The sequence below is a fragment of the Streptococcus sp. DFI.7.26 genome (genome assembly GCF_022240605.1).
In the GTDB taxonomy this organism is placed as follows: Bacteria; Bacillota; Bacilli; order Lactobacillales; family Streptococcaceae; genus Streptococcus; species Streptococcus xiaochunlingii.
On sequence record NZ_JAKOGN010000002.1, the window covers coordinates 150876 to 175187 of the forward strand.

At 43.4% G+C, this 24312-nt stretch carries 24 protein-coding genes and 1 tRNA gene; 3 read left to right on the forward strand and 22 right to left on the reverse strand.

Features of this window, described 5'->3' with window-relative positions:
* Nucleotides 1-41 precede the first annotated feature (41 nt).
* From era to L0M85_RS03430, 7 genes are all read right to left on the reverse strand, one after another.
* Entirely contained in the window at nt 42-941 is a 900-nt protein-coding gene (era, locus tag L0M85_RS03400; protein ID WP_238656488.1) for a GTPase Era, read from the reverse strand.
* Between the two features lie 29 nt (nt 942-970).
* Nucleotides 971-1369, reverse strand: a complete 399-nt coding sequence (locus L0M85_RS03405) for a diacylglycerol kinase (protein WP_238656489.1) — start codon at nt 1367-1369, stop codon at nt 971-973.
* Nucleotides 1350-1847 carry an rRNA maturation RNase YbeY gene (gene ybeY / locus L0M85_RS03410; RefSeq protein ID WP_238656490.1) on the reverse strand — a complete coding sequence of 166 codons (498 nt, stop codon included), beginning with the start codon at nt 1845-1847 and terminating at the stop codon, nt 1350-1352. The genes L0M85_RS03405 and ybeY overlap by 20 nt, the downstream gene beginning before the upstream one ends.
* A gap of 91 nt (nt 1848-1938) precedes the next feature.
* Nucleotides 1939-3675 carry an ABC transporter ATP-binding protein gene (locus L0M85_RS03415; protein ID WP_238656491.1) on the reverse strand — a complete coding sequence of 579 codons (1737 nt, stop codon included), beginning with the start codon at nt 3673-3675 and terminating at the stop codon, nt 1939-1941.
* Nucleotide 3676: 1 nt separating this feature from the next.
* Entirely contained in the window at nt 3677-5401 is a 1725-nt protein-coding gene (locus L0M85_RS03420) for an ABC transporter ATP-binding protein (RefSeq protein ID WP_238656492.1), read from the reverse strand.
* A gap of 403 nt (nt 5402-5804) precedes the next feature.
* Nucleotides 5805-5877 (reverse strand) — tRNA-Thr (locus L0M85_RS03425).
* A gap of 50 nt (nt 5878-5927) precedes the next feature.
* Nucleotides 5928-6497, reverse strand: a complete 570-nt coding sequence (locus tag L0M85_RS03430; protein WP_061564225.1) for a GNAT family N-acetyltransferase — start codon at nt 6495-6497, stop codon at nt 5928-5930.
* Between the two features lie 202 nt (nt 6498-6699).
* Between L0M85_RS03430 and ald the strand changes: the two genes are divergently transcribed.
* On the forward strand, nt 6700-7812 hold the full coding sequence (gene ald / locus L0M85_RS03435; protein WP_238656493.1) for an alanine dehydrogenase: 1113 nt from the start codon (nt 6700-6702) through the stop codon (nt 7810-7812).
* Nucleotides 7813-7859: 47 nt separating this feature from the next.
* Here the strand turns inward: ald and L0M85_RS03440 are convergent, their stop codons facing one another.
* The 7 genes from L0M85_RS03440 to rplK form a co-directional block, all read right to left on the reverse strand.
* Nucleotides 7860-8858, reverse strand: coding sequence for a PhoH family protein (locus L0M85_RS03440; protein WP_172605100.1), 999 nt, complete (start codon nt 8856-8858; stop codon nt 7860-7862).
* 90 nt (nt 8859-8948) lie between these two features.
* A complete protein-coding gene (locus L0M85_RS03445; RefSeq protein WP_048689636.1) occupies nt 8949-9164 on the reverse strand; it encodes a YozE family protein in 216 nt (71 codons plus the stop codon).
* 10 nt (nt 9165-9174) lie between these two features.
* Nucleotides 9175-10029: an RNA-binding virulence regulatory protein CvfB gene (gene cvfB, locus L0M85_RS03450; RefSeq protein WP_048689640.1), complete on the reverse strand. Its 855-nt coding sequence runs from the start codon at nt 10027-10029 to the stop codon at nt 9175-9177.
* Between the two features lie 106 nt (nt 10030-10135).
* Nucleotides 10136-10693, reverse strand: a complete 558-nt coding sequence (gene frr / locus L0M85_RS03455; protein ID WP_048689643.1) for a ribosome recycling factor — start codon at nt 10691-10693, stop codon at nt 10136-10138.
* Nucleotides 10694-10711: 18 nt separating this feature from the next.
* Complete coding sequence (gene pyrH, locus L0M85_RS03460; protein WP_006595852.1) at nt 10712-11443, reverse strand: UMP kinase; 732 nt, start codon at nt 11441-11443, stop codon at nt 10712-10714.
* A 180-nt stretch (nt 11444-11623) separates the two neighbouring features.
* Nucleotides 11624-12313 carry a 50S ribosomal protein L1 gene (rplA, locus tag L0M85_RS03465; RefSeq protein ID WP_006595851.1) on the reverse strand — a complete coding sequence of 230 codons (690 nt, stop codon included), beginning with the start codon at nt 12311-12313 and terminating at the stop codon, nt 11624-11626.
* A 97-nt stretch (nt 12314-12410) separates the two neighbouring features.
* Nucleotides 12411-12836, reverse strand: coding sequence for a 50S ribosomal protein L11 (gene rplK / locus L0M85_RS03470; protein WP_006595850.1), 426 nt, complete (start codon nt 12834-12836; stop codon nt 12411-12413).
* Between the two features lie 160 nt (nt 12837-12996).
* On the opposite strand from rplK, the gene L0M85_RS03475 reads away from it, so the two are divergent.
* Nucleotides 12997-13341: a DUF3397 family protein gene (locus L0M85_RS03475; protein ID WP_135782627.1), complete on the forward strand. Its 345-nt coding sequence runs from the start codon at nt 12997-12999 to the stop codon at nt 13339-13341.
* 62 nt (nt 13342-13403) lie between these two features.
* Here L0M85_RS03475 and L0M85_RS03480 read toward each other — a convergent pair whose 3' ends face one another.
* From L0M85_RS03480 to L0M85_RS03505, 6 genes are all read right to left on the reverse strand, one after another.
* Nucleotides 13404-15749: an HAD-IC family P-type ATPase gene (locus L0M85_RS03480; protein WP_238656494.1), complete on the reverse strand. Its 2346-nt coding sequence runs from the start codon at nt 15747-15749 to the stop codon at nt 13404-13406.
* Between the two features lie 84 nt (nt 15750-15833).
* On the reverse strand, nt 15834-16220 hold the full coding sequence (locus tag L0M85_RS03485; protein WP_238656495.1) for a VOC family protein: 387 nt from the start codon (nt 16218-16220) through the stop codon (nt 15834-15836).
* Nucleotides 16221-16321: 101 nt separating this feature from the next.
* A complete protein-coding gene (locus L0M85_RS03490) occupies nt 16322-18676 on the reverse strand; it encodes a DNA translocase FtsK (protein WP_238656496.1) in 2355 nt (784 codons plus the stop codon).
* A 102-nt stretch (nt 18677-18778) separates the two neighbouring features.
* Nucleotides 18779-19321, reverse strand: a complete 543-nt coding sequence (locus tag L0M85_RS03495; protein WP_238656497.1) for a hypothetical protein — start codon at nt 19319-19321, stop codon at nt 18779-18781.
* A 78-nt stretch (nt 19322-19399) separates the two neighbouring features.
* Nucleotides 19400-20164: a hypothetical protein gene (locus L0M85_RS03500; RefSeq protein WP_238656498.1), complete on the reverse strand. Its 765-nt coding sequence runs from the start codon at nt 20162-20164 to the stop codon at nt 19400-19402.
* A 90-nt stretch (nt 20165-20254) separates the two neighbouring features.
* The gene (locus L0M85_RS03505; RefSeq protein ID WP_238656499.1) at nt 20255-21241 is read right to left on the reverse strand and encodes a hypothetical protein; all 987 of its coding nucleotides are present in this window, start codon (nt 21239-21241) and stop codon (nt 20255-20257) included.
* 232 nt (nt 21242-21473) lie between these two features.
* On the opposite strand from L0M85_RS03505, the gene L0M85_RS03510 reads away from it, so the two are divergent.
* Complete coding sequence (locus L0M85_RS03510) at nt 21474-22298, forward strand: peptidylprolyl isomerase (protein ID WP_238656500.1); 825 nt, start codon at nt 21474-21476, stop codon at nt 22296-22298.
* Between the two features lie 33 nt (nt 22299-22331).
* On the opposite strand, the gene L0M85_RS03515 is transcribed toward L0M85_RS03510, so the two are convergent.
* Both L0M85_RS03515 and L0M85_RS03520 read right to left on the reverse strand, forming a co-directional pair.
* The gene (locus L0M85_RS03515; RefSeq protein WP_238656501.1) at nt 22332-23873 is read right to left on the reverse strand and encodes an ABC-F family ATP-binding cassette domain-containing protein; all 1542 of its coding nucleotides are present in this window, start codon (nt 23871-23873) and stop codon (nt 22332-22334) included.
* Nucleotides 23874-23957: 84 nt separating this feature from the next.
* Entirely contained in the window at nt 23958-24311 is a 354-nt protein-coding gene (locus L0M85_RS03520) for an arsenate reductase family protein (protein ID WP_238656502.1), read from the reverse strand.
* Between the last annotated feature and the right edge of the window lies 1 nt (nt 24312).

A 24312-nucleotide genomic window follows, 5' to 3' on the forward strand; every position in this document is an offset into this window, starting at 1 on the left:
TCCTTTCAAAAACAAGAAGCAGGCCTTCTGCCCACCTCTTCTTAATATTCTTTTTCGTTGTATCCGAAATCAGCAAGATCCAATTTCTTATCCCGCCAATTTTTCTTGACTTTGACCCAGGTTTCTAGGAAGACCTTGTCCCCTAGCATGAGCTCGATATCCTTACGCGCAAGAGTTCCAATCTTCTTGAGCATGACACCGCCTTTTCCGATGACAATACCTTTTTGGCTATCGCGCTCGACCATGATGGTTGCACGGATATGGACCTTATCTGTCTCTTCATCCCGCTTCATAGAATCCACCACTACGGCAACAGAGTGGGGAATTTCTTCCCGCGTTAAATGCAAGACCTTCTCACGGATCATTTCAGAGACCAGGAAGCGCTCTGGGTGGTCAGTGATTTGATCAGCAGGGAAATATTGGAAACCTTCTTCTAAGTTTTCGCTCAAAATATCAATCAAATGCGAAACATTGTTTCCTTGAAGGGCTGAAATCGGCACGATTTCCTTGAACTCCATCTGACTACGGAAGTCATCGATTTGCGCCAAGAGTTGGTCAGGGTGCACCTTGTCGATCTTGTTGACCACCAGAATAACCGGTACCTTAGCAGCCTTGAGGCGCTCGATGATCATGTCATCGCCTTTCCCACGTGGCTCGTCTGCTGGCACCATAAAGAGAACGGTATCCACTTCTCGAAGGGTGCTATAGGCCGACTCTACCATGAAGTCTCCAAGCGCTGTCTTGGGTTTGTGAATCCCTGGGGTATCGATAAAGACAATCTGTTCCTTATCGGTCGTGTAGATTCCCATAATCTTATTACGCGTTGTCTGCGCCTTATCACTCATGATGGCAATTTTTTGCCCCATGACGTGGTTCAAAAAAGTTGACTTCCCGACATTGGGACGTCCTAAAATGGCTACAAAGCCTGATTTAAATGTCATAGTTTCCTTTCTTGAGGGAAGTCTCCCTCTTATCCAAATACTAGAGCCCACAACTTGGGCACAAATATAATAAGACCTGTCACCAAGGCAAAGCCCGAAATAACGAGAACTGCTCCTGCCGCCATATCCTTGGCATTTTTAGCTAGCATGGAAAAGTGGTAATTGCTCGCTAAATCCACTACATTCTCAAGAGCAGAATTCATGATTTCAAAGGCAATGACCAAAGAAACACTTAAGAGTAGAAAGAGCCACTCTGTTGCTGAAATGCCAAAAAGGAAGCCTGTAACAATCGCTAAGATAGCTGAAAGTGCATGCTTACGCATATTTCGTTCCTCTTTAAAGGCTGTGAAAATCCCTGTTAAAGCAAATTCAAGACTGGCAATCAGTTCTCGATTTTTCCATTTTCGTTTATTGTCTTGTGAGTCCATAGGCTGTCAAAATCTCTTCCTGTAAGCCAAACATTTCCTTTTCTTCTTCCGGCGTATAGTGATCATAACCGTTGATATGAAGGAAGCCATGCACTGCTAAAAAGCCCATTTCGCGCTCAAAGCTGTGGCCATACTCGGCTGCTTGCTCACGCGCCTTGTCTACAGAAATAAAGAGCTCTCCAATATAGGTATCGAATTCAGCCATCATCTCGGCTAACTCTGGATGGTCTTCTAAATCTTCTTCCGAAAAAGCAATGTCCATCTCTGGTTTGTATTCCAGACTGATTACATCCGTTGGGCGATCCGTGTCCCGGTATTCCAAGTTCAATTCATGGCTACGTTCGTTGGTTACAAAGGTCACTGCCATTTCCTTGTCTTCTTTGCCCAATTTTTTTGCAGCAAATTCTAAAATTTCCTGGGTTTGTTTGATCATTTCTTCAGAGACTTGACCGGTCTCATCAACCATTTTAATATACATCTTGGATCACCTCACTATCATTTCAATTATAGCATAAAAATAGCGTATATACTAGAATACACGCTACTTTTACTATTTGAAGAATGCCCTTTTATTCAACCGTCTGTTGGATAGCTTGCATCTGGGCATAGATTCCGCCTTGCGCGATCAAATCCTCATGTCGACCACGCTCTACAATGCGTCCTTCTGATAAGACCAAGATCTGATCTGCATCTTGAATGGTCGATAAGCGGTGGGCAATAATAAAGGTCGTCCGGCCATTTTGCAGGACTGCCATAGCCTTCTGAATGATCTCCTCTGTCTCCGTATCAATGTGGGAGGTTGCTTCGTCCAGAATCAAAATTTTCGGGTTCATGTAGAGGGTCCGCGCAAAGGAAATCAATTGGCGCTCCCCGCTTGAGAAGGCAGATCCCTTTTCAACCACTGGATGGTCGATTCCCTTTTCTAATCTCTGGATCATAGGCAGGGCACCGACCTGTTTTAGAGCATCCAAGACGCGATCACGGTCGATATCTGTTTGACTCATGGCCACATTGCTAGCAATGGTCCCTGAGAACAGATAGGGATCCTGTAAGACAATTCCCATATGGGAGCGAAGACTCTCTCTAGAGAAATGGCGAATATTCTGGCCGTCGATCCGGATTTCCCCCTCCTGCGGATCATAGAAACGATAGAGCAAGTTCATAATGGAGGATTTACCCGAACCGGTATGGCCAACCAAGGCAAGGGTTTGACCCGGATGAGCTTGGATGGAAATGTCCTTCAGAACTGGCTTGCCTTCTTCATAGGCAAAAGTGACATGATCAAACTCCACAGCCGCCCGATCTATTTGGATCTCTTCTGTTGCATCTGCCTCTACCTTTTCATCTAGGAAAGTCAAGACCCGTTGCCCTGTTTCCAGAGAGCGTCGGATATCCGGAAGACGACGGATCAAATTGGCCATGAGATCAAAGAGCTGAATAACATAATTGAGATTGATAAACAAGAAACCTGCAGTCATCCCCAAATCTCCCCCAAGATAGGATAGGCCTGCAATGGTAAAAATTCCTGCAATGACGATGTATTTCAAGAATTCTGTCAGGCTCCAAGAGGCAATGGAGTCTGCTAGAACCAAACGATCATAGGCCACAGTCATCTTGTCTGTCGTCTGATCAAACTCATCAATCACGCGCTCTTCTTGTCCGTAAAGTTGGATCATACTCGCTCCATGAAGCAGTTCATTAACCTGGGTATTGATCTCACTTCTGGAGTCAAAAAAGTCTTTCATAGGCTTGTCTGTCATATGCTTATACAAGGCCTGAATCCCGTAAAAGATAGGGAAAATCAAGCATAAGAGGAGACCCATCATGGGATTGATAGTAAAGAGAACTCCCATGATAAAGAAGAAACGCATCAAATGAATGACCAAATACATACAGGAATTGTAAAATTGAGTCCGTAAGGTCTCTGTATCATTAACAATTCGTGTAGCAATTTTCCCTGCTGGCTTGTCATCAAAGTAGGAAATCGGTAGTTGTTGCATCACGAGGAAGGCTTGATCGCGTAGCTGTGCAGTTACCTTATTGCCTCCATGGATCAAAACCCGATTGCCTATATAACTGACAATCTGACCCACTGCCAAAACAATCAGATAGAGGACACCCATAGGATAGAGTGCTCCTAACTCTCCTCCCTGACTCAAGGCTGTCAAGGGACCATCAATCATTTTTTGCAGAATAAATGGCGATAGATCTGACAAAATCGTTGCCAGCAAAAGACAGATGAAACCAAGCCCAAAAATACCAGGAAAAAGGGATAGTTTTTGTAATAGTCGTTTTAAAATACCCATCTTATTCTCCTTCCTGTCTTTGTTGCCGTTGGTATTGTTCGTAATACCAACCTTCTTGAGCTAGTAAATCACTAGCTGTTCCTTCTTCTACAATCCGTCCTTGATCTAACACAAGGATCCAATCTGCCTGATGGACAGCTGAGAGACGGTGAGAGACTATCAAGGTTGTCTTTCCTTGTCGCTCTCTTTGAATGGTCTCAATAATGGCCTGTTCCGTCTTGGCATCCACTGCGGATAAAGAATCATCCAAGAGGAGCAACTGGGCATCACGTAAAAAGGCGCGCGCCAAAGAAATCCGCTGCTTCTGTCCTCCCGATACGGAAACTCCTTTTTCGCCGATCAGAGTGTCCAGACCATCCGACATCCGTTCCAAATCATCTGCAAAGGCTGCCTGAGCGATAGCATCCATGATTTCCTCTTGACTAGCTCCCTTCTTACCAAGGGAAATATTTTCTAAAATAGACTTTGAAAATAAGATGTGTTCCTGAGAGACGTAACCGATTTTTTCCTCAATAGAGCGTCTCACATAGTGTGTAACGGACTCCCCATTAATGGTAAACGTCCCTTGCCCAAGTGGGTATTGACGTAAAAATTGACGGACCAAACTTGTCTTTCCTGCTCCTGTTCGACCTACAATCCCAATGGTTTGCCCTTTATTGAACTGCAAAGAAATCTGCGAAAGACTCTCCTTCTCCGCCATTGGATAGGTAAAAGTATAGTTTTCGAAAACCACCTCATTCAGTTCCTCTAGCCAATCGTCCCCATCTCTTTCCAAATCATCATCCTCTTCGACCAATTCTGACAACTTTTTGTGGGAAGTCTTGGCTGTTTGATAGACAAGGATAAAATCTGCTAGCATCCACATCGGCTCAATCAAGGCCACTAGATACAATTCTAGACCTAGCAGTTGACCCAAGCTAATCTGCCCAGTTTTCAAGAAATGGCCCCCACAGACCAAAAGAAGGACGGTTGAAACCCCGATAAAGAAGAGAGCAAAAGGACCAAAGGCATTTTGAATAGAGGCGATCTTATCCCCCGTTTTGGCCAAACTTTCTGTCCGCTCTTGAAATTGTCGCACCTGACGCTCCTTACGGCTATAAGCCCGCATAACCCGAATCCCTTCGATGGATTCTAGGACCTCATCATTCAAGTGAGCCACCGCATCACGGTTTTCATCCACATAGATCTCTTCCTTTTTGCCGAGGAGATAGGTTGATAAAACCAGAAAGCTCATGGGAATAAAGGAAATCAAACTCAACTGCCAGGAAATCAAGAACATGGCTGGAATGATAAAGAGGAACAAACCTCCCCCATAAAGGACAATCAGCATTCCATAGCCGACCATCCCCATCATCCCGTCTACATCCGTGGTAAAACGTGTCAAGAGATCTCCTGAGCGAAACTTTTCATAAAATGGCCGTCTCATGGCTACGAGCTTACGAAAAGCTTGCCCCTGTAATCTAGCCTTGTAATGGACCGAAGCTTGAAACAACTTCAGATGCCAGTAGTAAGCGGAAATGTAATTTAAAAAAGTAGCTCCCAACAAGAGAGCAATATCTCTCGTAAAACTTGACTGAGTCAAGGTCTGCTTGCTCAGCTGGTCGACTAGTCGTTGAATGACCTGTGTAGGTATTAAAATTGTATAATCATAAATCACTAGGACCACAGCAATGCTGAGATACAGCCACTTATGCTCCCAGATGTACTTCCATAAAGCTCCTATCATCTTCTCCCCTTTCAAAATGGCACAGAAAAAACCCAAGTAGGAGCTGAGTACGTGCTCAGTCCACACTTGGGCCTTCTGATGCCTGTCACCAATTCAGTTAAGGCAGGCAAAAATGCATACAAAAAACCCAAGACAGACTCCTCCATCTTGGGTTTCATTCAATTTTTACATAGAACTCAACTGAGATTGGAGAAGCTGTGTATTCAATTGTGTCATCAAAACATCTACTTTGTTCATGATGGTTTTCTCCTTTCTCTTTGTTGTTCTAACTTTACCACAGATTTCTGTGCTTGTCAACGTTTTTTTGAAAATTGTTGAAAAAAGATCCATAAATAGGCACTAAATTAGAAATTAAAGCACAAAAAAGAAGCCTAGATCCTCTCTAAGCTTCTCTCTTCTTCTATGCTAGTTGCCGGGATTGAACCGGCGACCTCATCCTTACCATGGATGCGCTCTACCGACTGAGCTAAACCAGCAGTACCTATCTACTATATCATGGAGATAGGCCTTTTGTCAATATCCTGACTCATTTTTCTGCCAAATATTCTTCCTTTGTGAGGACATAATGAACTCTCGTCACCATTCTCCCTTCTTCATGCAGGTCTAGCATCGCGTAGGGCTCTTCATGAGAATATTTCATCCCTGATTTGGCCATCACCCGTCCAGAAGCCGGGTTGTCCTGATCATGAACAGCAATGAGCTTGTTCATCCCTAACTGTTCAAAAGCCAGGGCAATGACTGCCTTGGTAGCTTCTGTCGCAAGACCTTGGTTCCAATAATCTTTATTCAGAACATAGCCGATACTCCCCTTTTTCAGAGAAAGATCCAAATCCAGTAAATCAATAGTCCCGATAAATTTTCCATTTTCTTTGAGTTCGATCCCCCATCTGCCAAGTGGGCTCGCTAGGTAAAAGAGGGCAATATTATTACGCGTCTCTTCTAGACTTTGATTGGTTGGAAAAGTGTAGCGCGTAACTGTTTCATTAGAAGCGTACTCAAACATAGACGGTGCATCTTCTAGAGTGACCGGACGCAAGTGCAAGCGCTCAGTCTCTATTTCTCGATAAGCCGCTAACTTCACATATAAATTTTCCATTTGACACTCCTTCTTTAGGGATTAGTTTAGCAAATAACATAAAGGAAGGCAAGCTCAAATTTTTCTTGCTTTTTAACCCATTTTTCTATACAATAAAATCAATCAAAACAATCAGATGAGGAGTGAAAAGGTCATTGAGTTAGGAGAGCAATCTCATGCCAATGACCTTTTCACACCTAAATCTAAGTAAGGAGAAATAATCATGTTAATTGGTATTCCAAAAGAAATTAAAAATAATGAAAATCGGGTCGGCTTGACCCCTGCAGGTGTACAAAGCTTGGTGAAGAAAGGCCATCAAGTTTTGGTAGAAACAAATGCCGGACTTGGTTCTGGCTTTGCCGATGAAGATTACGCCAAACAAGGAGCGACTATCGTTGCTACTGCGGCAGAGGCTTGGGCAGCTGAATTGGTAGTCAAGGTCAAAGAACCCCTCGCTGAAGAATACGGCTTCCTTCGTGAAGACCTCTTGCTCTTCACCTACTTGCACATGGCTGCTGCACCAGAATTAGCGGACGCTATGGTCTCAGCTAAAACAACAGGGGTGGCCTACGAAACCGTTCGTGACTTAGATGGACAATTACCTCTCTTGGTTCCAATGAGTGAGGTTGCTGGACGAATGGCCGTTCAAATCGGGGCTCACTTCCTCACCAAACAAGAAGGTGGATCTGGTGTCCTCCTAGGTGGGGTACCTGGTGTTCCTAAAGGGAAAGTTACCATCATCGGTGGTGGGGTCGTTGGAACCCACGCAGCTCGGATCGCTCTTGGACTCGGCGCCCAAGTGACCATCTTGGATATCAGCGCTAAACGCTTGTCTGTCCTAGAAGATGTCTTTGGTCACCAAATCCAAACCCTCATGTCCAATCCATTTAACATTGAAGCCAGTGTCCGTGATGCCGATGTTGTCATCGGAGCCGTCCTAATCCCTGGAGCTAAAGCTCCTAAATTAGTGACAGACGATATGGTCAAACAAATGCGTCCAGGTTCTGTCATCGTGGACGTAGCCGTCGACCAAGGTGGTGTTATTGAAACTGCAGACCGTGTGACAACACATACGGAGCCTGTTTACGAAAAACATGGTGTGCTCCACTATGCCGTTGCCAATATCCCAGGCGCTGTCGCTCGTACTTCTACCATTGCCCTCACCAATGTAACCCTTCCTTATGTCGAAGCTTTGGCTGACAAAGGTTTCCATAAGGCCATCGCCCTTGATGAAGGATTGCGCCAAGGTGTTACTACTTACCAAGGCCATATCACAAGCCAACCAGTTGCAGAAGGGCTAGAACGCAACTTCACACCAATTGATGAATTGGTTTAATTTCTAATATTTAAAAGGCAAAGATCATAAAATCTTTGCCTCTTCTTTTATTCTGCTTCTTCTTCCACATCCAGTTTTTCTTTGAGGACTGGATTCGGAATGGGCTCGTAGGCCCGGATAATCTCTGCTACTACTGGATGACGAACAACATCCTTGGCAGAGAAATGCACAAAGTCAATCTGAGAAATATTTTTTAATTTCTCCTGAGCATCAATCAAACCGGATTTGACATTTCGAGGGAGGTCAATCTGGCTGGTATCTCCATTGACAATCATCTTGGAGTTAAAACCAAGACGGGTCAAAAACATCTTCATCTGCATGATGGTGGTATTTTGCGCTTCATCGAGGATGACAAAGGCATCGTCCAAGGTCCGCCCCCGCATATAAGCCAAAGGCGCAATCTCGATAATCTCCCGCTCCATCATCCGAGTAGTTTGGTCTTTCCCTAAAATCTGGTAGAGAGCATCATAGACCGGTCGTAGATAAGGGTCCACTTTTTCCTTGAGATCTCCTGGAAGGAAACCAAGGCTCTCTCCTGCTTCTACAGCTGGACGGGTCAAAATGATCCTCTTAACTTGACCACGCTTGAGGGCGGTGACGGCCAAGGTCACCGCTAAGAAGGTTTTCCCTGTCCCGGCTGGTCCAATCCCGAAGGTCACATCATGGTGCTTGACACTATCGACATAAATCTTTTGCCCCAGCGTTTTGACCCGAATGGGCTTGCCGTAGCTATCCTTGATGATTTCTTCTTCATACAAGGCGACGAACTTATCCAACTCATCATTACGAACCATTTGAATAGCTGTTACGACATCCGGCGTCCCGATGATCATACCACGATTCACCAAGATCAGCAAAGCCTCAATGACTTGTCTAGCTTTCTCACAATCTTCTTCTTGCCCAATGACCTGGACAATTTCTGTTCGTGCATGGATGATCACATCCAACTCTTGCTCCATCAAACGCAAATGACGCTCATTGGATCCAAACAGATGGAAGAGATCATCTGGATGACTTAATTGAATATCAATTGAATGTTCTTTCAAATAAAGAACCTCTCTATTTCTGTAAGTTTTCTCTATTATAACAAAGTGACCGAGAATTGACCATCCCCGGCTCACCACTATCTCCTGTTACTAATGACCTAAGTATTCTTCCCAGATCGCATCAAATTCTCCTAGATTAAAGGAGAAACTGGCATGTTCTTCCAGAAAGCGGCTGACCTCATCAAAATCATCTGTATGTTTTGGAAAGGCAGACTCATGAAAAGCTAGATCAGCTAGCAAGGCTTTCGGAGCATTGCTTTTGGGATTGCGCTCTGTCATCAGCCAAGTGTAAAATGATTTTCGCATAAGGCTCCTCTTAGATTAGTTCCGTTCCAAACTGGTCTTGCTTGATTTTTTTCGCTTTCATCAAGCCACCCAGAGCCTTTTTGAACTGCCCCTTGGAAATTCCAAAGGTTGCCTTAATCTCTTCTGGGGAGGACTTGTCATTCAAGGTCATAAAGCCACCATTCCCCTCCAAGTAGGCCAAAATCATCTGCGCATCGTTTTCAAGCATTTCAAACGAGCGTGGTTTCAAGGACAAATTCAAGGTCCGATCCACCTCTCGGAAACCGATGACCCGAGCATCTAAGACTTGTCCCAAACGGGGTTCGGCATAGCGCTCACTTGGATGGATAAAGCCCAGCATATTGTTTTCAGGCAGGTAAACAAAGGTCCCTGAAAGTTTTAAGCGATAGACGATGGCCGGCCAGTTCTGGTTTTGCATATTGTTGTAGGCTGGACGAGCAATTCGTTGGAAGTCTTCTTGGTAGGCCAAGACACCCCAGATCCGATCTTTTTTATCAACTTCTAGGCTAACAAAGAGTTTATCGCCTTTTTTCGGCCACAGATCCTTGATTTCTGGCAAAATATCCAGAGAGACGACAATCTCCTTATCGGGTAGACCCGTATCGACAAATACACCCAGGTCCTTGCGAACTTCAGTCACTGTCCCCCAGCCAAATTGGTCCTGACGGGCTGTGACTTCTAGGGTGGTCAGACGCAAACGTTGCTTCATATCCGTATAGGCAAAGCCCTTGACGGATTCTCCAAGTGCATGCTCTCCTTCAGACTTGTCCAAGGCATAAGTCTGCCCATCCTTCTGGACAAAGTAAAAGCGATCATTCTCATCCGTTACAAGGCCCACGATATCATGTGCGAGGTTGGTATTCATTTTTTCCTTCTTTCTGGCTAAAGCTCATCAATAGCCCCTTAATGGAAATAAAACTCAGCCAGCAGTGCCAACTGAGTTCATTTCCTCTGTAAACTGCTGGAAATGATTAAACTTCAAGCAATTCTTTTTCTTTGTGTGCTGTCATTTCATCAACATGTTTCACAGCATCATCGGTTACTTTTTGGATCTCTTTCTCAAGATTCTTCAATTCATCTTCAGTGATTTCTTTAGCTTTTTCTTGCTTCTTCGCTTCATCCATCGCATCACGACGAATGTTACGGATCGCTACTTTAGCATTTTCACCGACTTTTTTCACTTCTTTGGCCAAGTCACGACGAGTTTCTTCTGTCAAAGCTGGGATGACCAAACGGATAACCGAACCATCGTTGGCTGGAGTAATGCCAAGATCAGAAGCATTCAAAGCGTGCTCGATATCTTTCAATGAAGACTTGTCAAAAGGTGTGATCAACATCACACGAGCTTCTGGAATGGTAATCGATGCGATTTGATTCAATGGAGTATCAACTCCGTAATATTGAACATAAATACGATCCAAGAGACTTGCATTTGCACGGCCTGCACGGATACTTCCAAATTCACGTCCCAAACTTTGGTGAGACTGAGTCATTCTTTCTTTAGCTTTTTCTACGATTGGATTTGCCATTTTATTCCTCTAACTTCCTTATTTTTCTACATTATTAGAAACAGTAGTACCGATATTTTCTCCAAAGACAACGCGTTTGATGTTCCCTGGCTCATTCATGTTGAAAACGACTAAGTCAATATCATTGTCCATTGAGATGGTCGATGCTGTCGAATCCATGATACGAAGGCCTTTATTGATGACATCACGGTGAGTTAATTCTTCAAACTTCACAGCTGTCTTGTCTTTCTTTGGATCAGCATTATAAACGCCGTCAACACCATTCTTAGCCATCAAGATTGCGTCTGCTTCAATTTCAGCGGCACGAAGAGCAGCCGTTGTATCCGTTGAGAAGTATGGAGAACCAATGCCTGCACCAAAGATAACAATACGCTCTTTTTCCAAGTGACGAAGGGCACGGCCGCGGATATAAGGCTCAGCGACTTGTTGCATGGCAATCGCTGTTTGGACACGCGTATCTACTCCAACCTGTTGAAGAGAATCCGCCATCACCAAGGCATTCATAACTGTTCCAAGCATTCCAGTGTAATCTGCTTGAACGCGATCCATACCTGCTTCCGCCGCAGGTTCTCCACGCCAGAGATTTCCTCCACCGATAACGAGAGCAATTTCAATTCCAAGGTCATGAACTTCTTTGATTTCAAGGGCCATCTTTTGAACCGTTTTGATATCAATTCCGACACCACGCTCACCAGCTAATGCTTCACCTGATAACTTAATTAAAATACGTTTATACTTAGGTTCTACCATTTTGTCACTCCTTCTTTAATCTGTATTATTTTACCACAAAAAGCGTTTTTTATATAGTGATATTTATCAAAAATATTTTAAACCTTCCAACTTCAATTCCCTGCCAGAAGTTAGATATATTTTTAGAATTAAGTGAAAGAATTGTCAAAAAAGCTACCCGAAGGTAGCTTTGATTTCTAATTAAAGTGAGTTAACATCCACTTTGATACCAGGACCTTGAGTTGTAGTCAAAGTCAAGCTAGTTACATAAGTACCTTTAGCTGTAGCTGGTTTTGCTTTTTGGATAACATCGTTGAAAGCTTTGAAGTTTTCAACCAATTTGTCAGCGTCAAATGACACTTTACCGATGATCGCTTGTACGATACCTGCACGGTCTGCACGGTAAGTGATTTTACCACCTTTAGACTCTTCAACTGCTTTAGCAACATCCATTGTTACAGTACCAGTTTTAGGGTTTGGCATCAAGTTACGTGGTCCAAGGACACGTCCAAGACGTCCAACAAGAGCCATCATGTCAGGTGTAGCGATAACAACGTCGAAGTCCAACCAACCATCGTTGATTTTCGCAACAAGGTCATCCTCACCAACGAAGTCTGCACCAGCAGCTTTTGCTTCTTCAGCTTTTGCACCACGTGCAAATACAAGAACGCGAGCAGTTTTACCAGTTCCGTTTGGCAATACCATTGCACCACGGATTTGTTGGTCAGCTTTTTTCACGTCGATGTTCAAGTTGTAAGCAACTTCTACAGTTGCGTCAAATTTTGCAAAGTTAGTTTCTTTTGCAAGAGCTACAGCTTCTTCTACGCTGTATGCTTTTGTGCTGTCGATTTTTTCAAGTGCAGCACGAAGTTGTTTGCTTTTTTTAGCCATTTTATCTTTCTCCTTGTAATGTGGTCATATCGATTTTCATCTCCCACGTCACTCGTCTCATGATCAAGTGTATTGCGGGCAAATAGGATTGTTACAATTAGTCAGTAACAGTGAATCCCATAGAACGAGCAGTACCTTCGATCATACGCATTGCAGACTCAATGTTTGCAGCGTTCAAATCTGGCATCTTAGTTTCAGCAATTTCTTGTACTTGCGCACGAGTAACTGTTGCAACTTTCGTTTTGTTAGGTGTACCTGATCCTTTTTCAACACCTGCAGCTTTTTTCAAAAGAACAGCAGCTGGTGGTGTTTTTGTAACGAAATCAAATGATTTATCTTCATAAACAGTGATCACAACTGGGATAATCATACCAGCTTGGTCAGCTGTACGAGCGTTAAACTCTTTAGTGAATCCCATGATGTTGATACCTGCTTGACCAAGTGCTGGTCCAACCGGTGGAGCTGGAGTAGCTTTACCAGCAGGGATTTGCAATTTTACAAGTTTTTCGACTTTTTTAGCCATTTCTTAAATCCTCCTTTGTGGTTTTGGCGGTAATTACAGATTTTTACCTCCCACAAGTATGCTCTGCGCATACCTTTCTATTATACACTATTTTCTTCCGAATGCAAGAAAAAATTTCATTTCCATCACACTTTTTTTACTTTTGTGATAAAATGGAGGTATGTTAATAAAAGTTGCTTCCCTTGTATTTATTTTTTTGACCCTGATTCTCAGTGGGATTATTATTCGAGTCTTTAAACTGCGTCGATATGGCTGGAATTTTGCCGATCTAGCTTTTCCTCTGTTCGCGCTTGAATACTATTTAATTTCAGATGCGGCCTACTATCATAATTTGTTGCCGCAATTGTTATTGGCCTTGTCCCTCTTAGCTATCGGCTTGACTATCTATTTCTTGAAAAAGAGACATAGCTTTTACTATCCGAAATTTTTTAAGTACTTTTGGCGAGCAGGTTTTCTCATTACCTTCTTCCTATACCTCATCATGACGATTAGTCTCTTTATCTGATTTTAATAATAAAATAACGGTATTAACTAGATCCAAGATGATTTAGCTAATACCGTTTTTTTTTATTTGTTTCTGGACTTATGCAGATGGGTCACCAAGGTATAGACAAGACGATTCATCACCCATAAGACTCCTTCCATGACCAGTCCTAGGACAAGGGTCAAGATCCAGCCAGTTAGATGAAGGTGGCTGAGATTAAAAATGGAAGAAAATACAAAGACCGACAGACAAAATCCAGTTACATTAAGAAGGATGATGCCCAATTTTACATGATTAAAGGGAAGGCTGAGTTGGTATACTTTTGTAAAGCCAATCAAAGCCAGCAGGTAAATTGAGATGGTCGAAATATCTTCCTGACTTAATCCAAGGAAAGGACCCAGAACCACAAGAAAAAGGACTGATATGAGATTGGTCAAGGCAGCTGGAAGAGCTTGCTCTATCACTGTTTCCATAAAGTCTCCTTCTATCCGGGATCGATTCTTCTCCAGGGCTAGTAAGAAACCGGGGATTCCGATGGTAAATCCACTGATCAAGGACATCTGAGAAGCCTGGATAGGATATGTGAAATGAAAGAGAATGGCCAAAATTGCCAATAATATTGAAAAGATATTCTTGACCAAAAAGAGACTCGCCGAACGCTGAATATTGTTGACCACTCGGCGACCTTCATCTACAATCGAAGGCATGTGAGAGAAGTCCGAATCTAAAAGCACAACCTGGGCCACCTTTTTGGTCGCATCGTGGCCCGTATTCATAGCAATACTACAATCTGCCTTTTTCATAGCGAGAATGTCATTGACCCCATCCCCTGTCATCCCAACCTTATGACCATCCGCCTGCAGGCTCTCTACGAGGATTTGTTTTTGTTCTGGACTAACTCGTCCAAAGACTGTGTAGGTCCGTGCTGCATCTACTACCTCCTCATATGTCTTAAGCTGACTAGCATCGACCACTTGATCTGCATTAGGAATACCTGCTTTTTGAGCTACGGCGGCAACTGTCACAGGATGATCCCCTGAAATAACCTTGATGGTCACCCCTTGTTTTTGGAAATAGGCGAAAGTTTCAGGGGCAGTCAATCGTACAGGATTCTCCAAGACCAAGGCTAGAAGGGGAAGGACTGGAGCTTCTAATACTTCCGTCAATTGCTCCCCCTGGTAATGCCCCAAAATAAGGACACGCGCCCCCCGTTCAATCTCTCGCTGCCAGATTTCTTGGTAAGCATGGAGATCATCTCGAAGCAAAACATCCGGTGCCCCTAATAGGTAAATGCCTTCTTGGAACTGAAGGCCCCCAAATTTCTTCTTAGATGAAAAAGGAAGACGGTCTTGAACGGTCCATACTTGGGTGGGTTGGACTGAGTGATACTGCCGAATGGCCGTGATGGTATCATTCCGATCTTCACTGGCCTGGAGATAGTGGCTTAATATTTCTTTGCCTTCTTTTTCATCTAGTGCCAAGGGGAGGAGCTCACTCACCTGCATCCTGTGTTCGGTAATGGTTCCCGTCTTGTCTAGACAAAGGACGTCGATACGGGATAGGGTTTCAATCCCCTTCATACTGTTGAGTAGGACCTTTTGAAGGGCTAAGCGGGTTGCTCCAAGCACCAAGGCCAGGGTCATTAAGAGGTAGAGTCCTTCTGGGATCATCCCAATGATGGCACCAACCATAGAGGTAATGCTAACTTTGAGGGAGTCTTGATTTCCTAGATAGCTCTGCAAGAACAAGAGCAAGCCAATCGGGATGAGAATCATTCCGATCATTCGGACGAGACTATCCACAGCATGAACCATTTCGGATTCTTCGTGTCCCTTGACTTTCTTAGCAGATAGACTCAGCTGATTAATATAAGACGCATCTCCTACTTGTTCTAAGACGGCAACTGCTTGACCTGAGATAACAAAACTTCCTGACATGAGTTTCTGATTCTCACCTTTAGGGATTTCATCTGCTTCACCTGTTAATTGAGACTCATCGACCATGATCGAGCCATCCAGAACCTTGGCATCCGCATAGATCTGATCCCCTGCTTGGAACAAGGCGACATCCCCCTCTACCACCTGGTCGACAGGAAGATCCAGCCGTTCTCCTTCACGAATCACTCGAGCTTTCTCCACTTGAAGAAGGCGCATCTTATTCAAAATCCGACGGGAGCGCAATTCTTGAACAATCCCAATCAAGGAGTTAACGACCACAATAGGAACAAATAACATATTGTTCCAAGACCGTACTAGTATCAATAAGATAGCTAAAATACCAAAAACCAGGTTGAAATAGGTAAAGATATTTGAATAAATAATCTCTCTTGTCGACTTTTCTGCCGTGATGGTTACTCGATTTTGTTTTCCTTCTCTGATTCTGCTTTGGACTTGCTCATTCGTTAGCCCGCTATATCGCTTCTCTTCCATATTTTCTTCTTTCTTTTTTCTGTATCTAGTTTAGCAAAAAGAATGTCTTCTGGCTTGGGACTAGAGACCGAAGATTGTGTAGACCTATTCGTGAAGTTCAAGAGGCAAGCCATCTGGATCAAAGAAGAAGGCCATTTTGCGCCCATCAAAATCATCCAACCGTAGCTCTGTATGAGGAATTCCTAATTGGTCAAACTCTGCTAGACAGGCTTGAACATCTTCCACTTTAAAAGCTAGATGACGAAGGCCTGTATGCTCTGGATGAGGGAGAAAGGGTCTCTTGGGGGCATCTGGTTTGATAAATATTTCCAAGGTCAGGTTTCCCTTTCGAATGTTAAAGAGAATATCCTGCTTTTCTGGTCGATGGTGTTCGTCTAAAGGTTCAAAGCCTAACTTATCTACATAGAATTCTCTGGTTTTGTCATAATCGTGGCCAATAATGGCAATGTGGTGAATGGTATCGAGATGCATCTGCTGTCCTTTTCTTTTTTATCGTAAACAAAACCTGCCCCTTGTACAGGCAGGTTTTTGCTATTGTCAAATATCTCATTCCTTCTTCATTTAAAGAAAGATTAATTGGTCTGTAAGACCTTTCTTGGCTTGGTTCCTTCAGCTGGTCCAATAACACCTGCCGCTTCCAAGTCTTCCATGAGGCGAGTGGCCCGGTTAAAACCAACCGATAAGCGGCGCTGAATCATGGAAGCACTGGCTTTTTGAGTTTCAATCACGAGCGCCTTAGCCTCTTCAAAGAGTGGATCGCCTTCGTCTGAGCCACCCATACCTCCATCAAAGTCTGACTCAGATACTTCACCTGGATCGAAGGCATCATCATAATCCGCATCAGCTTGCTCTTTGACGAAGTTGACAATCTGCTCCACATCGTCATCTGAGATAAAGGATCCCTGTAGACGGATCGGATGATTTTCATCAATCGGTTTAAAGAGCATGTCTCCACGACCGAGCAATTTCTCCGCTCCATTTTCATCCAAGATGGTCCGTGAGTCGGTCCCGGATGATACCGCAAAAGCGACACGGGAAGGTACATTGGCCTTGATCAAACCTGAGATAACATCAACCGATGGCCGTTGGGTTGCCAAGATCATGTGGATCCCTGCTGCACGCGCCTTCTGTCCGAGGCGAATAATAGCATCTTCCACTTCTTTACTTGCGACCATCATTAAGTCTGCCAACTCATCGACAATGACCACGATCAATGGAAGGGGCACTTGCTTCATCTCAGACTGGGCATTGTACTCAGCCACTTTGGCATTAAAGCCAGCAATATTGCGAGCGCCTACTTTCGAGAAGAGCTCGTAGCGATTTTCCATCTCATCGACAACTTTTTGCAGGGCACGACTGGCCTTGCGTGGGTTGGTCACAACTGGGATCAAAAGGTGAGGAATATCATTGTAGACAGAAAGCTCCACCATCTTTGGATCGACCATCATAAACTTGACTTCGTCCGGACGGGCCTTCATCAAGATACTCGAAATGATCCCATTAACCGCTACTGATTTACCAGATCCGGTCGAACCCGCTACCAAGAGGTGGGGCATCCGAGCCAAATCAAAGGTCCGAGCTGAGCCATCTACAGCCTTTCCAAGAGGAATCTCAAGGAGTTTGGCTGGGTCTGTCTTGGACTGTTCCCACAATTCACGGAAAGAAACGGTCGCAATCTCTGAGTTGGGCACCTCAATCCCGACCAGAGACTTCCCTGGAATCGGTGCTTCAATCCGCACATCCTTGGCTGCTAGGGCCAAGGCCAAATCATCTGCTAGGTTGGAGATGCGGTTGACCCGCACACCGACAGCCGGTTTTACTTCATACTTAGTGACAGAGGGGCCGATTTCCGCCCGCTCCACTGTCGCCTTGATATTGAAACTTGCAAAGGTCTCTTCCAAAATGCGGATATTCTGACGAACGATATTTTTCTCTTTGGATTGATTTTTCGGCTTGTCAGGTGCGAAGAGATCAATGGTTGGAAGTTTGTATTGAAGGAGTTCCTTAGGCGTGAAGTCTACAGTGACTTCTTCATCCATATCCTCCTCTTCTGAAACTTCTTCAAGCTCCTCTGGGGAGTCGTCCGACCATTCTTCCGAGTAGCCTTCCTCTTCATTTGGTAGATAAATTTGAGGGTAGGCCTCCTCTGCAGGTGCTTCTGTTTCGGTCACAGGTTCCATGACCTCACCTGTCTCAAAATCTACAGGATAGCCTTCTGTACTCATGGGACTAGCTTCTGCAAGTTGCTCGATGCGGGCAGCCTCCTCTGCTTCTGCTTGAAGGGCCTTCTTCTCTTCACGCTCGACAAAGCGCTCTTGGCGACGAATTTCCCGTTTTTCCATAAAGGAGTGAAAAGCTGCGACAGCCTGCTCATACAAATCATAAACCGAATAAGAACTCATCAAGAGAAGTCCTAATACGATCAAGAGTCCTCCAATGAAATAAGTCCCGATGTTCGAGAGCAAGAAGGCAATCGGCGTATATAAGATTGCTCCTAGTAGTCCTCCTCCTGCAAAAGAAGAGACGCGAAGGTGCACGAGGTCCCCTAAGATACGTGAGAAGGTTGGCCCAAAAGAAGAGCCTTCAAGTTTCAAGAGGGAGACAAAGTAAGCTTGATAGATCAGTAGCAAGCCTGCAAAAAGACTTAAAAAGCCAGACAAGGTCCCCTCATGCTTCTCAATCCATTTGAAAAAGAAGAGGTAGAAAATAACAGCCGTCATCGCTACGTAAGCCAGACTACCTACCAAGAGACGGATAAGGTTGTAGGTCACTAAGCCTAAGGCTCCTAATCGTAAAAAGGCGAAAATGAAGACGAGAGTTAGGACAATCGTCATGATCATTCGGCGAATTGCTTTTTTTCTTTCTATTTCTGCTTTAGACAGTCGTCTTGTCGACCGTGTTTTCTTTGATTGATTATTGTTTGCCATAACCTTTATTATACCATATTTCTAGACTAGTTCTCTAGTAAAATCCTTTTCTCTCATCTGCGATATAAACAACAAAAAACAGTACCTCACAGGCACTGTTACTTATAGATTTTTCTTTGGGTGACGGTCGATGATGGCTTGATGATCTTTCAGCGCTTGTTTTCCTTTTTCCGTCAACTGATAGCCCCGAACTGTGAACTCTTGTGCCAACTCTTCTTCGGTAAAGTGATTCGATAAAGCTTGGTTCAAATCGGCTGCTTTCATTTTGGACAAGCCCGCGACTCCCTTCTTTTTAAGAATGGCTTTTTTCATGGTCGCATTGATATGGTCCAGCGAATCAAAAGCGGATTCGATAACAGCATACCCCTTATCTACCAAAGCCTTCAAATGTTCCGGCGCATGAATCCCATAAGTGTATTCGAAGTACTTAGGAAACCAAGTCTCCGTCGTAAATGTTCCAAAATGGATCCGCCACAAGAGAATGATATCCCCCGCAAGCAAGCCATCTTGGAGCAACTCCATGTTTCGTTTAGAAACAGGCTTTGGATCCAACAACCAAGCTTCCAAGTCTCTCTCAAGCGAAATATAAGGTTTCACCTCGTGATCTGCATAAAATTTTTCTAGTATATCTGAAATAGTTGTCATCTGTTTCTCCATTTTAATCCTATCTCTCTTTACCTTTTTATACCTTCATTTGGAAAAATTCTGTTTTGATTGGAGGATTTATAGATAATTCCCCTCATCCTTCAAGTATTGTTGCGCCTTTCGAACGATATAGAGCGACTCATCTTCTGAAACCAACTTGCGAAAGAGCTCTTCCGCTCTAGACTTATCGCCTTTAAGAGTTGCATTCAAGGCTTGGTAGTAGATAATTTCCAACTGCTGGTACTTGAAATCATTACATAAATCTTCGAAATAGTCATTGCTTTGGTGGGCAATGGTTAAATCATAAAGAGCGAGACAGACCTTTTTAGTTTTCTCAGCTAGTGTAGGGTCTGTAATGGTCAAACTATTTAGCCTAGCCTCCAGCTCTTCCCTGGACAAATCAGGATCTGTCAGCACGATCGAATGAATAAGATAACTCTCAAAAAAATTCTTATATTTCTGCGGTAGTTCCTTCTGACTGAGTGCTTCCCTAGCTTCTTTTATGACAGTATCGAAATCTCCCATCATAAAAGAATAGGCGACTGATGTCAGCTTCATATCTATCTGTAAAATGGGCTTTTTCACATTCTTGTTCAACTGAAGGTATTGTTGCCAAAAAGCTAAATCTAAGTCTACATGGAGCAAGGTGTTGCACTTGTTGGTATAGCTTTTCTTGAGCAAGTGGATAAATAAAAACAAGCCTGCAAGGACCAATAAGAGGCCAGCAGTCTGAAGAAGGGTATCTCTGACCACGAACCCAATGCAAAAAATCAAAAGCATTGCCAACAAGCCAGCAGATCTAATATAGAGTCTATAGTTTTTGCGTAGAGTTTTATAATCCATCTTGTATCCTCCTATTCATGATTCGATTTTTGAAGAAATCAGCTTCTCCTAAATCGAACAATTGAATCTTACTAGTCGTTTTTTCATCCTCTACTTCTCCTCATTTTTCTCAATGGTTTTCTCTCCCATAATTTCCTCACGAAGTTTCGGATGCTGTTCCAACCACGTCTTGGCCTCTTGACTATTATGAATTTGAGTATCAGATACTGAGAAGTCATCATTATAGGCATAAACAGTCAAAAGATCTTGCCCTTTTGGTGCAAACCAGTGAAGAAGAGTTTCAAATACCTCCTCCTGTGTGACCTTATCAGAACGAATAGAAAGCGTCCATCCTTTTCTTATAATTTTTGATTCTAGATCAGGATAAAGAGTGTAAAGATTGATATCTTTCTCTGAAATTACATTATATGAAATACCTGAAACTATGGAATTTTCAGGATTTAAATATTTCTTTGTGTGTATGACTTCATCAAAATTTGTTGCACGGGATAGCGCGTAAATATCTGAGTCCTGAGAAAATTTAGTATCCATTGGAAAATCTTCAATTTTTTCTGTTTCTAAATTTAGATATACATCCTTAAAAGTAGGAATTTTGTGCGACAGGTCTTCCAATCTTATTCCGAAATAACTGACACCATTGCGGTAGTAAAATCCAAACAGTTCTTTTGGCAGACTGTATTTATTATAATCACGAACAATTCGGTAAATATCCAACTTTCGCTCTGGCAGATCATCTTTTTCCAAATTATAAAGAATTAAGTTCCAATACTCTCCCTTTATTTGAATATTTGTCATAGATCGTTCAGAAACTTCAGCTAATTTTCTTTCGTAAGTAGCGGCATATTTTTTTCCAACACTCAAATAGGCATTAGTAGGTGCTAGAACATATTGATTTTTATCCCCGAATAGTTGAATATCAGACCGCTTCATTTTAGATAGACTTACAAACGTAATCTTTGGTAATTCATTTTTAGGCAAGGTGTCAAAGCTTGACTTATAAAAAACTACTGAAGCTAAAATCAACAAGAGGGTAACTATCGTAATAAATTCTATATGTTCCTTAATCCACTTTTTCATTTCCTTGCTCCTACTTTTTTATACAGAATGATACAAATTTTACCTTAAGAAGAGAAATTTCTTTGTTAGATTTAATAAATGCTCATTATCCCAACAAGATAGTTCACCTCCCATCATACCTCATTTTTCATAGGCCCGCAAGCTGAATATCGCCTCATTCCAAGGCTAGATTTGAATCAAATGGAAAATTAAGGTACAATAGAGGATAGACTAATGTGTTGAAAGGATTAATATGAAAAAATTAATTGCCCTACTTGTATTTTCCGGTTTAGCTTTGGCAGGATGTGGCTCTAATCAATCAGATACAAAGACATCCTCTAGCTCGGCTTCAGAAACTAAGCAATCAACTACTTCTAGCGTAGATGCTAGTGAACAAAAGAAATTAGATCAGCTTCGTAAGGATATCCAAGATGCGATGACCAATGAAAATGCGGTCTTTCCTCAGCTCTCCAACGAAGTTGCTGAAGATGAAGCTGTCGTGAAAATCACGACCAACAAAGGGGACATTACCGTTAAGCTCTTTCCAAAATACGCACCTTTAGCCGTTGAGAATTTCTTAACCCACGCTAAGGATGGCTATTATAATGGCCTCATCTTCCACCGCGTAATTAATAACTTTATGGTCCAAACAGGAGATCCTAAAGGAGATGGTACAGGTGGTGAGTCCATTTGGAAAGGAAAAGATACCTCTAAAGATTCAGGAGCAGGCTTTGAAAATGAATACTCCCCTTACCTCTACAATCTTCGTGGTGCTTTAGCCATGGCCAATTCTGGACCAAATACAAATGGTAGCCAATTCTATATTAACCAAAATAAAGAAGACTGGTCCAGCAAGCTTCCAACTGAGCGCTTCCCTGCTAAAATCATCGAAGCCTATAAGAATGGTGGGAACCCTACCCTTGATGGTGGGAACTACACTGTCTTTGGACAAGTCATCGACGGCATGGATGTAGTCGACAAAATCGCCGAAGTTGAAACAAACGACAAAGACAAACCAAAAGAAGATGTCAAAATTGAAAAAATGGAAATCGTAAAAGACTATGATTTCAAGAAATAAGCAAAAGAGAACCTCGCGGTTCTCTTTTTGTGTTTACGTCAATTCATTAAAGTCCCAGATTTGGTCCATCCAGCCTTCATAGAAGTCTGGCTCGTGGCAAACCATGAGGATTGATCCCTTGTATTCCTTAAGGGCCCGTTTCAATTCATCTTTGGCATCCACATCCAAGTGGTTAGTCGGCTCGTCTAGTACCAAGACATTGTTTTCACGGTTCATTAAAAGACAGAAACGTACCTTGGCTTGCTCCCCACCAGATAGTACCTGAATTTGGCTCTCGATATGCTTGGTGGTCAAACCACAGCGAGCAAGGGCTGCACGGACTTCTGCTTGGTTGAGAGCTGGAAATGCATTCCAGACTGCCTCTAGCGGGGTCTGACGATTTCCCCCTTCAACTTCTTGCTCAAAGTAGCCAAGTTCAAGATAATCCCCGCGCTCGACTTCACCAGCAATTGGAGGGATAATTCCTAAAAGACTCTTCAAAAGAGTGGTTTTCCCGATCCCATTAGCTCCGATAATGGCTACCTTTTGATTGCGCTCGAAGGTCAAGTTTAAAGGCTTGGTCAAGGGACGTTCATAGCCAATTTGGAGATCCTTGGCCTGGAAGATAAAGCGTCCAGGTGTGCGGGCATTTTTAAATTCAAAGGAAGGTTTTGGTTTCTCGCTTTGCAACTCAATGAGTTCCATCTTATCCAGCTTCTTCTGACGAGACATGGCCATATTCCGCGTTGCCACACGCGCCTTATTACGGGCCACGAAATCTTTGAGGTCAGCAATCTCTTTTTGTTGGCGCTCATAAGCCGCTTCCAATTGCGATTTCTTCATTTCATAGACTTCGAGGAATTGGTAATAGTCCCCAGAATAGCGGGTCAACTGTTGATTTTCCACATGGTAGACGATGTTGATTACATCATTCAAGAAAGGAATATCGTGGGAAATAAGGACAAAGGCATTTTCATAATTCTGCAAGTAGCGCTTGAGCCAATCGATGTGCTCCGCATCCAAGTAGTTAGTTGGCTCATCTAGTAGCAAGATATCAGGTTTTTCTAGCAAGAGTTTGGCCAAGAGGACCTTGGTCCGCTGCCCACCTGAAAGAGCCGTCACATCCGTCTCCATGCCAAAGTCCATGACCCCAAGAGCACGCGCCACCTCATCGATCTTGGCATCCAAGGTATAGAAATCCCGACTCTCTAATCGATCCTGGAGCTCTCCGACTTCTTCCATAAGAGCATCCATATCCGCTCCATCTTCAGCCATTTCCATATAGAGGTCATTGATGCGAGCCTCTGCTTTAAAGAGCTCGTCGAAAGCTGTCCGTAAAACATCACGCACCGTCTGCCCTTCTTTTAGAACAGCATGCTGGTCCAGATAGCCAGCGGTCACATACTTAGACCACTCGACCTTCCCTTCGTCAGGCTGCATCTTGCATGTCACGATGCTCATGAAGGTGGATTTCCCTTCACCATTGGCTCCAACCAAACCGATATGCTCTCCCTTTAACAAGCGGAAGGACACATCCTCAAAAATAGCCCGGTCTCCAAAGCCGTGGCTTAAATTTTTCACCTCTAAAATACTCATGATTGACTCTCTTTCATTGATTTCACTCGTATGATTATATCATCTTCAAGACAGAATTAAAAGGGAGTCCAACTCCCTTTTTTCTTACAAACCTAGGTCCGCATATGGTTTCCGGTAGCCCACTTGAACAACTTTTCCGTCCTTCACTAAAAGAGGGCGTTTGATCAGCATACCATCACTAGCTAAAAGGTCTGCCGCTTCTTCTACCGAAAGCTGATCCACCTTGTCTTTCAAGTCCAATTCCCGATACTTCATCCCACTGGTGTTAAAGAATGATTTGATTGGTAGTGAAGACTCCTTGATCCAGATTTGTAGTTGCTCACTGGTCGGTGTGTCCACCACGATATCTTGGCAATCAAACTCACAGCCTAAGCTCGTTAACTCCGATTTCGCCTTGCGGCAGGTTGAACATTTTGGGTATTCAATAAATGATAACATC

Excerpts from the sequence above, each read along its gene's own strand:
- L0M85_RS03495 (WP_238656497.1), bottom strand. The coding sequence starts at position 19,321 with ATGACAACTATTTCAGATATACTAGAAAAATTTTATGCAGATCACGAG.
- L0M85_RS03475 (WP_135782627.1), top strand. The coding sequence starts at position 12,997 with ATGTTAATAAAAGTTGCTTCCCTTGTATTTATTTTTTTGACCCTGATT.
- ald (WP_238656493.1), top strand. The coding sequence starts at position 6,700 with ATGTTAATTGGTATTCCAAAAGAAATTAAAAATAATGAAAATCGGGTC.
- L0M85_RS03420 (WP_238656492.1), bottom strand. The coding sequence starts at position 5,401 with ATGATAGGAGCTTTATGGAAGTACATCTGGGAGCATAAGTGGCTGTAT.
- cvfB (WP_048689640.1), bottom strand. The coding sequence starts at position 10,029 with ATGAATACCAACCTCGCACATGATATCGTGGGCCTTGTAACGGATGAG.
- L0M85_RS03520 (WP_238656502.1), bottom strand. The coding sequence starts at position 24,311 with ATGTTATCATTTATTGAATACCCAAAATGTTCAACCTGCCGCAAGGCG.
- L0M85_RS03490 (WP_238656496.1), bottom strand. The coding sequence starts at position 18,676 with ATGGCAAACAATAATCAATCAAAGAAAACACGGTCGACAAGACGACTG.
- frr (WP_048689643.1), bottom strand. The coding sequence starts at position 10,693 with ATGGCAAATCCAATCGTAGAAAAAGCTAAAGAAAGAATGACTCAGTCT.
- rplA (WP_006595851.1), bottom strand. The coding sequence starts at position 12,313 with ATGGCTAAAAAAAGCAAACAACTTCGTGCTGCACTTGAAAAAATCGAC.
- L0M85_RS03480 (WP_238656494.1), bottom strand. The coding sequence starts at position 15,749 with ATGGAAGAGAAGCGATATAGCGGGCTAACGAATGAGCAAGTCCAAAGC.
- L0M85_RS03510 (WP_238656500.1), top strand. The coding sequence starts at position 21,474 with ATGAAAAAATTAATTGCCCTACTTGTATTTTCCGGTTTAGCTTTGGCA.
- L0M85_RS03405 (WP_238656489.1), bottom strand. The coding sequence starts at position 1,369 with ATGGACTCACAAGACAATAAACGAAAATGGAAAAATCGAGAACTGATT.
- pyrH (WP_006595852.1), bottom strand. The coding sequence starts at position 11,443 with ATGGTAGAACCTAAGTATAAACGTATTTTAATTAAGTTATCAGGTGAA.
- ybeY (WP_238656490.1), bottom strand. The coding sequence starts at position 1,847 with ATGTATATTAAAATGGTTGATGAGACCGGTCAAGTCTCTGAAGAAATG.
- L0M85_RS03500 (WP_238656498.1), bottom strand. The coding sequence starts at position 20,164 with ATGGATTATAAAACTCTACGCAAAAACTATAGACTCTATATTAGATCT.
- L0M85_RS03505 (WP_238656499.1), bottom strand. The coding sequence starts at position 21,241 with ATGAAAAAGTGGATTAAGGAACATATAGAATTTATTACGATAGTTACC.
- L0M85_RS03430 (WP_061564225.1), bottom strand. The coding sequence starts at position 6,497 with ATGGAAAATTTATATGTGAAGTTAGCGGCTTATCGAGAAATAGAGACT.
- L0M85_RS03485 (WP_238656495.1), bottom strand. The coding sequence starts at position 16,220 with ATGCATCTCGATACCATTCACCACATTGCCATTATTGGCCACGATTAT.
- era (WP_238656488.1), bottom strand. The coding sequence starts at position 941 with ATGACATTTAAATCAGGCTTTGTAGCCATTTTAGGACGTCCCAATGTC.
- rplK (WP_006595850.1), bottom strand. The coding sequence starts at position 12,836 with ATGGCTAAAAAAGTCGAAAAACTTGTAAAATTGCAAATCCCTGCTGGT.
- L0M85_RS03445 (WP_048689636.1), bottom strand. The coding sequence starts at position 9,164 with ATGCGAAAATCATTTTACACTTGGCTGATGACAGAGCGCAATCCCAAA.
- L0M85_RS03515 (WP_238656501.1), bottom strand. The coding sequence starts at position 23,873 with ATGAGTATTTTAGAGGTGAAAAATTTAAGCCACGGCTTTGGAGACCGG.
- L0M85_RS03415 (WP_238656491.1), bottom strand. The coding sequence starts at position 3,675 with ATGGGTATTTTAAAACGACTATTACAAAAACTATCCCTTTTTCCTGGT.